The organism is Arthrobacter sp. PM3 (assembly GCF_003352915.1).
In the GTDB taxonomy this organism is placed as follows: Bacteria; Actinomycetota; Actinomycetes; order Actinomycetales; family Micrococcaceae; genus Arthrobacter.
The window spans coordinates 3445720-3458906 of the sequence record NZ_CP022314.1 but is presented as its reverse complement, the minus strand read 5'-3'; the positions used below and the strand labels follow the sequence as shown (position 1 = coordinate 3458906).

12 protein-coding genes and 1 pseudogene are annotated in these 13187 nt (G+C 66.4%); 9 read left to right on the top strand and 4 right to left on the bottom strand.

All coding sequences use genetic code 11. From position 1 onward, the window contains the following. The first annotated feature begins 1 nt into the window (after position 1). The 6 genes from CFN17_RS15750 to CFN17_RS15725 all read left to right on the top strand — a co-directional run bounded on the left by CFN17_RS15750 (position 2) and on the right by CFN17_RS15725 (position 6858). Positions 2-397 carry a RidA family protein gene (locus tag CFN17_RS15750; protein ID WP_208748681.1) on the top strand — a complete coding sequence of 132 codons (396 nt, stop codon included), beginning with the start codon at positions 2-4 and terminating at the stop codon, positions 395-397. After that, positions 394-1020: an RraA family protein gene (locus CFN17_RS15745; protein ID WP_208748680.1), complete on the top strand. Its 627-nt coding sequence runs from the start codon at positions 394-396 to the stop codon at positions 1018-1020. Before CFN17_RS15750 ends, CFN17_RS15745 begins: the two co-directional genes overlap by 4 nt. A 248-nt stretch (positions 1021-1268) precedes the next feature. Beyond that, complete coding sequence (locus tag CFN17_RS15740) at positions 1269-2600, top strand: MFS transporter (RefSeq protein WP_208748679.1); 1332 nt, start codon at positions 1269-1271, stop codon at positions 2598-2600. 54 nt (positions 2601-2654) lie between these two features. After that, positions 2655-4349, top strand: coding sequence for an amidohydrolase (locus CFN17_RS15735; RefSeq protein WP_208748678.1), 1695 nt, complete (start codon positions 2655-2657; stop codon positions 4347-4349). A gap of 8 nt (positions 4350-4357) precedes the next feature. Further along, entirely contained in the window at positions 4358-5614 is a 1257-nt protein-coding gene (locus tag CFN17_RS15730; RefSeq protein ID WP_208748677.1) for a M20 family metallo-hydrolase, read from the top strand. A gap of 77 nt (positions 5615-5691) precedes the next feature. Further along, complete coding sequence (locus CFN17_RS15725; protein WP_208748676.1) at positions 5692-6858, top strand: CdaR family transcriptional regulator; 1167 nt, start codon at positions 5692-5694, stop codon at positions 6856-6858. A 467-nt stretch (positions 6859-7325) separates the two neighbouring features. Here the strand turns inward: CFN17_RS15725 and CFN17_RS15720 are convergent. Continuing rightward, a pseudogene (locus CFN17_RS15720) lies at positions 7326-7813 on the bottom strand (VOC family protein). 214 nt (positions 7814-8027) lie between these two features. Next, positions 8028-8636, bottom strand: a complete 609-nt coding sequence (locus tag CFN17_RS15715) for a TetR/AcrR family transcriptional regulator (protein WP_208748675.1) — start codon at positions 8634-8636, stop codon at positions 8028-8030. 151 nt (positions 8637-8787) lie between these two features. On the opposite strand from CFN17_RS15715, the gene CFN17_RS15710 reads away from it, so the two are divergent. From CFN17_RS15710 to CFN17_RS15700, 3 genes are all read left to right on the top strand, one after another. Next, on the top strand, positions 8788-10245 hold the full coding sequence (locus tag CFN17_RS15710; RefSeq protein ID WP_208748674.1) for an APC family permease: 1458 nt from the start codon (positions 8788-8790) through the stop codon (positions 10243-10245). Next, positions 10235-11878 carry an amidohydrolase gene (locus tag CFN17_RS15705; RefSeq protein ID WP_208748673.1) on the top strand — a complete coding sequence of 548 codons (1644 nt, stop codon included), beginning with the start codon at positions 10235-10237 and terminating at the stop codon, positions 11876-11878. Before CFN17_RS15710 ends, CFN17_RS15705 begins: the two co-directional genes overlap by 11 nt. 277 nt (positions 11879-12155) lie before the next feature. Continuing rightward, positions 12156-12296, top strand: coding sequence for a hypothetical protein (locus CFN17_RS15700; RefSeq protein WP_208748672.1), 141 nt, complete (start codon positions 12156-12158; stop codon positions 12294-12296). Positions 12297-12477: 181 nt separating this feature from the next. On the opposite strand, the gene CFN17_RS15695 is transcribed toward CFN17_RS15700, so the two are convergent. Together CFN17_RS15695 and CFN17_RS15690 are read right to left on the bottom strand one after the other, a co-directional pair. Beyond that, entirely contained in the window at positions 12478-12654 is a 177-nt protein-coding gene (locus CFN17_RS15695) for a CsbD family protein (protein ID WP_208748671.1), read from the bottom strand. A gap of 348 nt (positions 12655-13002) precedes the next feature. Continuing rightward, the coding region (locus tag CFN17_RS15690; RefSeq protein ID WP_208748670.1) for a transposase at positions 13003-13187 on the bottom strand (185 nt) is incomplete at its 5' end.

Below are 13187 nucleotides of genomic sequence, written 5' to 3'. Positions count from 1 at the left end.
CATGCAGAAGATCGCACACGCCCCCGGCCTCGCCGACGCCATCGGCCCCTTCTCCCAGGCAGTCGTCGCCAACGGGTTCGTCTTTGTAACCGGGCAAATGGCCTCCGGCCCTGGCGGGCTCGAGGACCAGCCCGAGAGCTTCGAGGACCGCGTCCGCCGCACCCTGGAGAATCTCCGCTCCGTCCTCAACGAAGCCGGAACGGACCTGGACCACGTTGTCCGCTGCAACGGATACCTCACGTCAAAGGACCAACTCGAACCGTACAACAAGATCTACGCCGAGTTCTTCGGCAGCCACCGCCCCGCCCGCACGAGCATTTGCGTGGAACTGTGGGGCCTGGACCTCGAAATCGACTGCATCGCAGTAATTCCCGACAACAACGCCGCAGCCTCATGACTCCGGCGGCCACTGAGACAGAAACCCTCCTGGAACGGCTCCGAGGCGTCACCGTCCCCACGATCGGGCACTTCCTCGAGGACGGCTTCCTCGACCCCGGAATCGCCCGGCTCGCCGGCTCCGGGACTGTGGTGGGGCCCGCCCGCACGGTCAGGATCGCCGGCAACGACGCCATCGCCATGAACCAGGCAATCCTCGCCCTCGAGCCCGGAGAGATCCTCGTCGTCTCGATGTCCGGAGACCACCGCCACGCTCCGCTCGGCGCCGTGACAGCCGCTGCCATCGTCGCCCGGGGCGGCCTCGGCGTCGTCGTCGACGGCATGGTCACCGACGTCGCGGACCTCCGCGCCTCGCGCCTCGCCGTCCACGCCCGCGGGACCACATGCCTCACTACCAAGCGGCACTACGGCAGCGATTCGGAGCAGGGCGCCCCAGTCGAGTGCGGCGGCGTTCGGGTAGCCACCGGCGACCTCGTCCTGGCCTCGGACGACGGCGTGGCGAGCCTCACGCGCGACGCCGCGGCGGGCGTCGTGCGCCCCGCGCAGGAATCCGATGCCGCCGAGCCCGACCTGCTCCGCCGCATCCGCGCCGGCGAACCCCTCGAAGGCATCCTCGTTCACTAACCCCTCCCCCAATAGCCACGCGGGCCGCCCCGCTTCCACGCGAGGCGGCGGCCCGCCTCTACAACGGCCAGCGCGGGAGCCAAACGCGAATTGTGCATTCACACACCGGGAACGAGCTTTCTGGTGAGTTTTAGCTAGATATTCTGGGCAAAATTACTGTCACTATGGAATGAATCACTGTGAAGTGAAACCCCTCACAAACACCCACCGGGTTCCCGGCCCGGTTCCGAACGCAATTTGGAGCAACAATGGCAAGTACCGTCAGTGGAGCCACGGACACCAGTCCCGTGGCCGTGCGCGTCGTCGACGAGAATGTAACGAAGAAGGTGGCCCTGGCCGCCCTGGTCGGCACCGCGCTGGAGTGGTACGACTTCTTCCTCTTCACCACAGCGGCAGCGCTGGTGTTCAACGCACAGTTCTTCGTGTCGCAGGATCCCTTCGTGGCGGCCATGGGATCGTTCGCTACGCTGGCGGTTGGCTTCGTGGCCCGCCCCATCGGCGGTTTCATCTTCGGTGCTCTCGGCGACAAAGTGGGCCGCAAGAAGATCCTCATGGTCACGATCGTGGGCATCGGCGTCGTCACCGGCCTCATCGGCCTGCTTCCGAACTACATGACCATCGGCATGGCCGCCCCCATCCTGCTGGTGGCCCTGCGCATCGTCCAGGGGCTAGCCGTGGGTGGTGAGTGGAGCGGCGCGGTGATTATCGCCGTCGAGAACGCGCCCGTGGAGAAGCGTGCCCGCTACGCCGCGCTGCCACAGATCGGATCCCCGATCGGCACGATCCTGTCCTCCGGCGGCTTCTTCGGCATGCTGTTTCTAGTGGGCCAGGCCAACTTCGATGCCTGGGGCTGGCGCATCCCGTTCATCGCGGCCATCCCGCTGCTGGCCATTTCCCTCTGGATCCGCAGCCGCCTCAGCGAATCACCCGAATTTGAAGCGCTCATGGAATCCGGCGAGACCGAGCACGCTCCCATCCGCGGCGTCCTGCAGAACAGCTGGCGCCAGATCCTGGTAGGCATGTGTTCTGCCCTTCTCGGCATCGGCGGGTTCTACCTGATCACCAGCTTTGTGGTCTTCTACGGCACCAAGGTCCTCAAAATGCCTTCGGAGCTCCTGCTCCTAGGCACCCTGCTGGCCGCGGCCCTGGAGATCGGTGCCCTGATCTGGGCCGGGCGTCTCGGTGAGCGGTTCGGCGCCAGCAAGGTCATCCTCTGGGGCGGTGTGGCCTCCGCCCTGATTGCAGTCCCGGTCTTCCTGGCCATCGACTCCCGCAACCCCTTCCTCGTTGTCGTGGGCATGATGTTCGGCGTCGCTGTGCTGTCCATCCCGTACGCCGTCTCCGGCACAGCGCTGACAGCGTTGTTCGCCACGAAGGTCCGCTACACAGGCGTCGCGATCACGTCGAACACGGCAGGCGTCATCTCCGGCTTCGTGCCCCTCGTTGCCACTGCCCTGGTCGCGGCCAACAACTCCTTCTGGCCCGGCGCCATCATCCTGCTGATCGTGTCCGCACTGACGGCCCTCTCCGGGCTGTTCCTCCCGAAGCTCTCCATCGCGGAAGAGGGCATGAAGCATTGAGCCCCACCGCCGGCAGCCCGGTTGCCCGTCACTACCTCCCCTGCTGAGAACGAAATGAAACTCGACCTTCTGTTGCGCAATGCGCACATCATCACCATGGACCCGGTCCGCCCTGCGGCCAGTTCCCTGGGTATCTGGCAAGGCCGCATCGTGGGCCTCGACGGGGACGTCGAGGGCCTGGAGGCCCAAACGGTTCTCGACCTCCGCGGCACCACTGTGACGCCCGGATTCATCGATGCCCACTGCCACACCACGTGGTTCGGGCTCGGGCTTGCGGAACTGGACGTCTCCGGTGCCCGCGGACTGGAGGAGCTGTATGACCTTCTCCGCGGTGCGGGCTCCGACGGCGAGGACTGGCTTTTCGCCACCGGCTTCAGCCAGACACAGCATGACGGCCTGTTCCCGGACATCGCAGAGCTCGACCGCATCACGGGAGCCCGGCCGCTTTTCATGCGCCACAACTCCGGGCATATGGCCGTGGTCAATACAGCCGCACTGCGGCTGGCTGGTGCGGAGTCGCCGTCGTTCCCCGACCCCGACGGCGGAGCGATAGTCCGCGACGCATCGGGACGTCCCACAGGCCTCGTCCAGGAGACGGCGCAGGAACTGATCCAGCAGCTGATCCTGCCCTATTCGCTGGAAGATATCGAGGCCGCGCTGGAGCGGGCCACCCGCCACTACGCCTCCGAGGGGATCACGAGTTTCACCGAAGCCGGGGTCGGCGGCGGGTGGATCGGGCACAGTCCTGCCGAGCTCTCCGCGTACCAGCGGGCGGCTGCCAAGGGAAAGCTCCATGCCCGGGCTCAGGTCATGCCCGTGCTCGACGTCCTGCACGCGCTGGGCGGGCATGCCGCAGACAGTGCCGGAGCGGTCCCGGCCGGCCTGGACCTCGGCATCAGCAGCGGGTTCGGGAATGAGCTCCTGTCACTTGGACCGGCCAAGGTGTTCCTGGATGGTTCGCTGCTGGGCGAGACGGCGGCCGTCAGCTATGAGTTCTGCAGCCACGGACACAAGGACAACTCCGGAAACGTCGGCTACTTCCAAGCGGACCCCGCCCAGCTGCGGGGGCGCATCGAAGCGGCCTACGCAGCCGGATGGTCCATCGCTGCCCACGCCATCGGTGACCGCGCGATCGACCTCGCGGTGGACATCATCACCAACTGCCAGGCAACACACGGCCTACGCACAATCCCCAACAGGATCGAACACGCATCCATGACGCGCCCCGATCAGCTGGCCAGGCTCGCGAACGCAGGAATTGCCGTGACCCCGCAGGCCAGCTTCTTCCGTGACGGAGGCGACGGCATGACCAACTCCCTGGGGCCGGACCGGCTCTCCTGGGCCTACCGCGCCGCGAGCTTCCTCGAAGCCGGGGTCACCCTTGCCGGCAGCTCCGACCGGCCCGTGGCCGACGGGAATGTCCTCCGCGCGATGCAGGCGTTCGTGGACCGGCACACGGCGTCCGGCGCCATTTTCGGCAATCCGGCCGAGCGGCTCACCCCGCTGCAGGCACTTGCCGCCTATACCAGCGGTGCTGCGGAGGCGACCGGGACATCCGGCGACAAGGGCTCGCTGACGCCCGGCAAACTCGCGGACTTCACCGTCCTCTCCGCCTCTCCGTTAGACGCGCCGGACATCAGCGAATTGCGCGTCCTGGGCACCGCCGTCGGCGGCCGCTTCACCTATCAGTCAACCGAGTTCCACGCAGCACTCTCTTCGGAGAGTCCGTTCGCGTCCCACCGCTCTTAAGGGAAACCATGACAACCACCACCACTTTCACCGCCCGGGACACCGCCTTCGTGCAGGACTTCCGGACCATGAGCGCGTTCGGCGCCACCGGGAACGGCGGGGTGGACCGCCAAGCGGCCACCGTCCCCGACGGCGAACAGCGCCACTGGCTCACGGGCCTCCTCGAAGAGCGCGGCTTCACGGTGAAGTTCGATCGCGCGGGCAACCAGTGGGGCCTCTACGAGGCCGTGCCCGGCGCGCCCTTCGTGGTGGTCGGCTCGCACATGGATTCACAACCGACGGCGGGACGTTACGACGGCGCATACGGCGTCCTCGCTGCCGCCCACGCCGCGTTCCGCTTGGCGGACCGCTGGAAGCGCGGCGCGGAGGCACCCAAGTTCAACCTCGCCGTCGTCAACTGGTTCAACGAGGAAGGCAGCCGCTTCAAGCCGTCCATGATGGGCTCCTCTGTCTACACCGGCAAGCTGGCCCTCGAAGACGCGCTGAACACCGAAGACCCGGCCGGAATCACGGTACGGGACGCCCTGGACGCGATCGGCTGCCGCGGCGACTACGAAGGACCGGAAGCTGCGTACTGTGCAGAGATCCACATCGAGCAAGGCCGCAATATGGAACGCGAAGGCATCACCATCGGCCTGGTGAGGTCCAATTGGGCTGCCAATAAGTACGAATTCGCGGTCCACGGCGAGCAGGCCCACACCGGGTCCACGGTCATCGCCGACCGCAAGGACGCACTCCTGGGAGCTTCCATGCTGGTGGTCGCAGCCCGCGAACTCGCGGACCGTTTCCCGGGAGCGCTACATACGTCCGTGGGCCAGCTCAACGTGTACCCGAACTCGCCGGTGGTGGTGCCGTCACGCGTCAACCTGCTGCTCGATCTGCGCAGCGCCGATGAGGCCGTGCTGGCCCAGGCCGACACCCTCCTCCACGAACGGATCGCGGAGATCGAACGGGCAGCCAACGTCTCCGTGGAGAAGCACCACTCCCACTCCTGGGCTGTGACTCCGTACCAGCCCGAAGGCGTGGAACTCGCGGCCAAGGTCGCCGCCGACCTCGGGCTGTCCAACAGGGAAGTCATGACGCTCGCCGGGCACGACTCCACCAACATGAAGGATCTCGTCCCCACCGTGATGCTCTTCGTGCCCAGCGTGGATGGAATCTCCCACAACGAACACGAATACACGACGGACGAGGACATCGTCGCGGGGCTGACCATGCTCACTGAGGTTGTCAGCCGGCTTTGCGATGGGGCGTTGGAGAAGTAGCTGGCTTCTCTTCTGGCCGGACTTATCCCCAAGGACAGCCGCTAGCGGCAGCCAAAATCAAGCCATAAAGTGTGGGAATGCACAAAACCGAAGACGAAGAGTCCCCACGGTGGTACGAGCTGTTGGACCTGTTGGAGACCAGGGTCGACAGCCTCACCGAGAAATTCATCGCACGGCTGTGGCAGATGGACGACTACCGGGAATCCGGTGTCGGAACCGAGGAGATTGCGGACACCGCGCGTGAAACATTCCACCGTTTGGTGCATGCGCTGAAGAACCGGCCCGGAGCGGTAGTCGGTGACGATGGGGGTTTGTCGGTCCAGCTCGGAGCCAAGCGCGCCCGGGCCGGAATACCCGCCGAGGCGCTGATCACTGCGGTGAGGCTGGATTTCGCCCTGCTATGGGCGGAGCTGCTCGATATCGCCACTCCCGCGGATGCTCCGATGCTGACGTCGAAGGTGGAGCAAGTTTGGCGGATCGTCGACGAATTCGCGGCCCGCACGCACACCAGCTACCTCGACGAGCGCGTACGCATGGCACAGGAGGAGTCAAGCCTTCAGCACGAATTTATCGCGCGGCTTTTCAGTGTCGTCACACCGTCTGCGGAAACGGCGGCCCAAGTAGCCGACGCGTTGGGTCTCTCGGCGTCGGGCCAGTTCGGCCTCGCTGCTGCCAGCGGACAAGCCGCTTCCCGGCTGCGCGCTGTCCACAGCGCAACATCGGCCCGCCTTGGCCGCAGGCTCTTTCTGCGCGAATCCGGTGACATGGCCTACGTTTTTTGGCCCGTCCCGGAGCACCCTGAAGCGGGGGCGCTCCTCTCCGTGGTGCCACCGGCGCTGGCCACTGTTCCCTGTGGGGTGGCGATGGCCAACGGACTGCGCGCGTTGCCGGCAGCAGCACGGACCGCTTCAAGCCTGGCTGCCCTCCTGAGCCCAACGGATATGGGCCCGCTGTCAGCAGATCTCGCCTGGCCGCGGCTTGCCAAACGGCAACTTCAGGAAGCCGGGCTGGACCTCTCGGAGGAAATTGATGAAGCCCTGCAACACTGCCGCGGCGTCGAACGCGAGAGGCTCATCGAGGCAGTGCACCATTTTCTCCGGTCAGGGAACGTTTCCCTAACGGCCGAGCAGCTTTTCTGTCATCGCAACACGGTCCTCAACAGGCTCAGCCGTTTCCGGGAACTCACAGGCATCGACCCCGCGGTTCCCGATCAGGCGGCACGGCTCGTAGTGGCGTGGGCTTAGGACATCGCCATGGGGTGGTCTCCCCACTTGCTTCATCCATTCGCTGCGCTTATATGGTCCTGCTCGTCAGCCCTCCACCAAGAAGCACCCCACCCGGGTTGCCACGACCGGAGACGAGAACACCACGCCGGCCCAAATCCCCGTCCGTCCCCTGGAACCCGATGATCTTCTCGAACTCACCAGCCTGCACCCACGCCTACGCCGACCGTCCCGGACGGGGCGCCGGAGACCCGGTGTGGATCGGCCCATCCCACCGTCAGGGCCTGGGCGAAGGACTCCACCGACGATGACACGGACACCGACTACGACTGATACCCGACGGTCACGTCCAGCTCACGTCGAAGCAGCCGGTCGCGCCCGTGGTGCGCGTCTAGTTCGGCAACCTGCAGTTCCACGTCCGGCCTACGGCGAAACTCCAGTCGAGGAACGGGCATCACCCAGCGTCGTGGGTGTGGGCAATGTAGACATCACAGGCGGGCCAAGCAGGTAATAACATCGATGTCCGGACGCCCGGACGCCTCAGTCTTCTTCAGTTCCTCGGCGAGCATGACTAGGATACCGCTGGGACCGCGGAGGTACGTCAGCTTGTAGACGTCGCCATAAGTCGCCACGCCGCGGAGAGGATGGCAGCCGTGCTTCGCAGCTACCTTAAGGGCTTTGTCGATGTCGTCAACCGAGAAGGCCACGCGGTGCATGCCGATGTCGTTGGGTCGGGTCGGGTTCGACTCGATCGCCTTGGGGTGGATGTACTCGAAGTGCTCAAGCTGACCGTGACCGTCCGGGGTCTGCAGCATCGCAATGTTCGCGTGGTTCCCGTCCAGCCCGACGGCCGTATCGGTCCATTCGCCGCTGACCGTGTCACGGCCAATGACCGTGAGCCCGAGGTCGGTGAAAAGGCGATGGTTGCTTCGAGGTCGCGAACGGCGATGCCGACGTTCTCAAGTTTGATGGCCATGCGTTGAAGCTACCAAGCCGGGCCCATTAGCTCCAGCGTCGACCCCGAACCCGACGACGGCCGCCCGATGAATAGGCCCAAACGCACTGCCGGCCGGAAGGCACCACTCCCGCCCTCGTTGCATCATTGTCGCCCTGATCCTGACCAGCAGATCCTGCCGCATCGTTCAGCTGCGGATCGGCCGGCCCCTGCGTACGAGCATGCCCTTGCGGCGCTATCCGGCCAGCTTGGCCCGGAGCCCGCCGATGATCACCTCCAGGCCAAAATCGAAGGCATGCCCGCCTCTCTCCTCCGCCGGCCCGGCATTGCCAAGGGCGCGCTTGAGCGTGGGGTAGCCCTCCGCCGGCGGGTCCCAGACAACTTCCGGGGCCGCCAGATCCAGGGCTGCGCCGAGGGCGAAGCTGTCGATCGTGGAGATGGCCGCCACCACGTCCCGTCCCCGGAACCCTGCGCCCTCGAGGGCCAGCGCGAGGTCCTCGTACAGGCCAATGACCGCCGGATCGGTGATGGACTGCAGCACCAGCAGCGGCGCCAGCCGCGGGTGGCGGGCAAACGCGTCCCGGTAGGCGCGGATCAGGACCCTTAGGGCCGCTTCCCAGTCGCTGTGGTTAACGGCCGGGTACGGCTCTTCGGTGATGATCCGGTGGCGCAGCAGTTCGAGGATCTGGTCCCGGCCGCTGACGTGGTTGTAGATGGAGGACTGGCTTACGCCGATCCTCTTCGCCAGTTTCGGGAAGCTGAAATCGCCGCTCTCATCAACCAGCTCAAGGGCGGCCGTGGTCAGGGCCTCCACGGATATCAGCGGGAGGAGCGGGCGCCCCATGGGTTCTCCTGACTGCAGCTCTTGAAAGTCAGTCCCAGCCTAGTGGGCGGGGCACCGCCACGCCGCCGTGGGAACACTATTGTGTTCCGCGCCACAGGCATCCATAATAAACGAAAGCCTTTCGTTTAGGCTCCCAAGAAAGGACGGACTAGTGCCGGAAACCCAAACCAGACCACCAAAGTCGTCCGCAGACGGCACCCTCAAGCGCAATGCCCTGGGTACAGGCGGCATTGCCTTCCTCGTCATCTCGGCAGCAGCTCCGCTCACCGTCATGGCCGGGGTGGCGCCGGTAGCCATCGGCGTGGGCGGTATCGGCGCCCCGGCAGGCTACCTGCTGGCAGGCATCGTGCTCACCCTCTTCGCCATCGGCTTCATGGCGATGACCCGTCATGTGAAAGCATCCGGCGGGTTCTACACCTACATTTCGCTCGCCATGGGCAAGACCGCGGGCCTGGCCTCCGCCATCCTGGCGATCGTCTCCTACAATTGCCTCCAGATCGGCGTCTACGGCCTCTTCGCCGTCCAGACCCACGACATGTTCAAGGTGCTCTTCGGGCTCGAAGTACCTTGGCCCGCAATCGCGCTGGCCGCCGTCGCAGCCGTGTGGTTCCTCGGATACCGGGGCATAGACGTCGGGGCGAAGGTCCTCGGCGTCCTTCTGGTGGCCGAGACGGGCATCCTCGCCGTGATGGGAGCGGGCATCCTTGGCAGCGGCGGAGCGCACGGGATCAGCCTGGGCTCCTTCAGCCCGGACCAGGCGTTCGGACCCGGCGTGCTGGCGATCCTTGGCATCTGTTTTGCCGCCTTCATGGGCTTCGAGTCCACGGTGCTGTACCGCTCCGAAGCCCGCAACCCGGACAAGTCCGTGCCGCGGGCCATGTACATCGCCGTCGGCTTCATGTCTGTCTTCTACGCCTTCATTGTCTGGACCGTGGTCCAGGCCTTCGGCGAAGACCGCGCCGTGGAAGCCGCCGGTGAACTGGCCGGCGGGATGTTCTTCCAGACCATCAACCACTACGTGGGCCCGTGGGCCGAAGTGGTCATGTATCTCCTGATCGTCACCAGCGTCTACGCGTCGCAGCTGGCCTTCCACAACGCGATCAACCGCTACGTGTACATGCTGGCCCGCGACGGCGTGCTCCCGGCCTTCCTCGGCCGGACCCACCGCCGGTTCCAGTCCCCGCACCGGGCCGGCCAGCTGCAGACAGTCCTGGCCGCCGTCGTGATCACCGTTTGCGCCCTGCTGGGCGCCGACCCCTACCAGCAGCTGCTGATCTGGGTGAACACGCCGGGCATCTTCGGCATCGTGGGGCTCCAGGGCCTGGTTTCGGTTGCGGCTTTCCTGTACCTGCGCCGGAATCCCGCGGCGGCGACGCACAAGCTCATGGTCCCGCTCAGCCTCGCCTCGGCCATCCTGCTCTTCGGCGTGGTGCTGCTGATCGGCCTGAACATCGAACTGCTCACATTCGCTGACACGCTGACCAACACGATCCTCATCCTGGTGACGCCCCTCGTCTTCATCGCCGGACTCCTGGCCGCCCGCTGGGTGCGCCGCAACCGTCCCGGTACCTTCGCACAGATTGGAAGCTTCGAAACCCATGAATCCTGATGTAATCATCCTCGCCGATACCATCCACACCATGGACAGCGGGGCCGCCGACAGCCCTGGACCGCAGGCGGTGGCGGTCCGGGACGGCGTGATTGCCGCCGTCGGGAGCCGCTCCGACGCCGAATCCTGGCCGGCAGCTGAAGTCATCGACTTCGGCGCATCGGTGCTGACCCCCGGCCTGGTGGACTGCCACATGCACCCTGTGTTGGGACTGGAACTGACACGCGGCTGCGACTTGTCCGGCGCCGGGGACCTTGCCGGGGTGCGCGCACTGCTGCGCGCCGAAGCCGCGACAACGCCCCCTGGGGATTGGGTGCGGGGCTGGGGCCTGGACCCCAACGTGTTCGGAACCGCGGCCCCTACACGCGAGCTGATTGACGATGCCGCCGCTGGCAGGCCGTGCCTGCTCCGGCTCTTCGACGGGCATTCCGCGCTGGCCAGTTCCCGCGCCCTCGAGATCGCCGGGATCACCGAGCCGCGGACCTTCGAACAGGCCTCCGAGGTGGTGTGCGACGGCAGCGGCAGGCCCACGGGGCTCCTGCTGGAGGCCGCCGCCGTCGAACTCGTTGCGCAGGTGATGCCGGCGGAGTCCTTCGACGAGCGGAAGGCGAGGCTTGCGGACCTCCTCCAACAGTTTGCGCGGTCCGGGCTGACAGGTGCCCATGTCATGGACTGCGGGGAGGGTTCACTGGAACTCTACCGCGCCCTCGAAGATGACCTGGACGGCGGCCTCCCGCTGCGCCTGCGGATCTCGCCATGGTGCATGCCCGGCAGCGGCGAGGACGACTGGCACCGACTTGCGGAACAGATCGGGCTGGGCGGAAAGCGCTGGGGGGTGGCCGGCATCAAGCTGTTCGTTGACGGGACGGTGGACAACGGCACGGCCTGGCTGTTTGAGCCCGACACCTACGGGGAATCGGAGGCCCCCTTCTGGCCGCGCCCTGAGGAGTACGCGGCGGCGGTGCGCTACTTCGCCGGCCGCGGCATTCCCACCGCTACCCACGCGATCGGCGACGCCGGCGTGGCGGCCGTTCTGGACGCTTTCGAGTCTCTGCCTCCCGCAACGCGGTCAGCGGCGCCGGAGGCCGTGCACCGGATCGAACACCTCGAAACCGTCCCGGACGCCCTCATCGGGCGGTTCTCACGCTCGGGGCTGGTGGCCAGCATGCAGCCGACGCACTGCACCCACTACTCCCGCGCCGACCATACCGACAACTGGTCCACCCGGCTCGGAACGGACCGGGCGAACAACGCCTGGCGGTGCGCGGATCTCCGTACGGCCGGAGGCACCCTGGGGCTGGGCTCCGACTGGCCGATTGCCCCGTTCGAACCGCTGCCCATCCTGGCGGACGCGCAACTACGACGGCGGGCAGGCCACCGGGGCGAACAGCCGATCGTTCCGGGTCAGGCCCTCACGGCACGGCAGGCGCTGGAAGGCTACACCTCCCACGCCGCCAAGGCCGCGGGAGAGTGGGCCCATTCCGGGTCGATCACCGTAGGCAAGCGTGCGGATTTCACGGTGTTCGACGTCGACCCGTTGTCGGTTGCCCCGGACGACCTCGCTGCCGCGCAGGCACTGGCCACATTCGTGGACGGGCAGGTCCAGCACCTGGCGGTGGGGTCGCTCGGGTAGGAACGCGTGGGCCACGGCCTATCGGCCGGACCGATGGGCCGGCCACGAGACGCGCCTCTGCCACCCCTGGAAATGACCGGGCACCCAACCTGCGGGCCTATCGCCCGCCCCTGGGGTGAGAACAGCCCGACCGGGCCAAGGCCCACTCCGACGTCAACATGAACCCGTTCCGGCTCGACAGCGACCGGGGCACTAGTGACGCAATCCAGCACATCGCCGAAGCACGGGCGTCTCAACGGCGCAGGTCGCGAACGCGCGGGTCCTGACGAACACGGTCGTGGACGCCCCCATCCTCGGAGCCACGAAACAACACCACCTGACCGACGCGGCTGCGGCCCTCAACCTGGACCTCACCGACGGCGGTCCCGCCGCCGCCGACCCGGGGAGCTGCGTGCCGACATGGCTGGCACCGTGGTGAAGTGGCTGGTAGGACCGGCGCCGAGGTCTGGGCCGGGGACCCGGTGGTTGTTCTTGAAGCCCTGAAAATGAAAACCCAGGTTCCGGACAAGAATCGTCGGCCGGTAGAAGCGATATGTTGCGAGGCCTGGGCGGAGGTGCGCTCCGTCGGACCGGACCTCCGCCCCCGGACGGGCCGCGTGTCAGTGTTTTTTGAAGGCGTCTTTGACTTTTTCGCCGGCCTGCTTCAGGTCGGCTTTGATCTGGTGGCCTTTGCCCTCGGCCTTCAGCCGGTCGTTGCCGGTGGCTTTTCCGGCGGCTTCCTGGCCCTTGCCGTGGAGTTTCTCGGCGGCGTTGTGGATCTTGTCACCCAAGCCCATGATGATCCTCCTTATTGGTCGCCTCCGCGACGTGGATGCCACGGAGGCCAACAATTAATTGTAAGTACAAAAACGGTCGAAAGTGGGGGCGCAGCTCCATCCCCATATGCGGCGCCCGGACTAACGTACGGTTCTGGGGCAGCACCCGTTCGGCGCCGCCGGGCGCTAGGAGACTGCTGAACTAATCGCTTTTAAGAGGGGTCGGGCGGGCGCGTGAGCGCTTTGCCCGGCCCNTCGGGCGTGTGCGGGTGGCCGGTTCGGATTCCGTTGGGTGGTCAGTTGTCGGTTTGGGGCGGAGGCCTGGTGCCGAGGGGCCCTCCGGGTCTTTCCAGGGCCTTGGGGCGGCCCTCACGCGATGGCCCAGGATCCGTGTTCGCTGGTGAGTCCGAGCTTCAGGAGCCTGCGGAGGTTCAGCCCGGCGATCCGTAGCTGCAGCCAGGCGTTGTTTCGGCTGGTGCCGCGATGGGGAACGCGCCGGTTGCCCCGGGTGAGCCAGGCGATGGACCGTTCGACCATGGGCCGGTGCCTGCGGT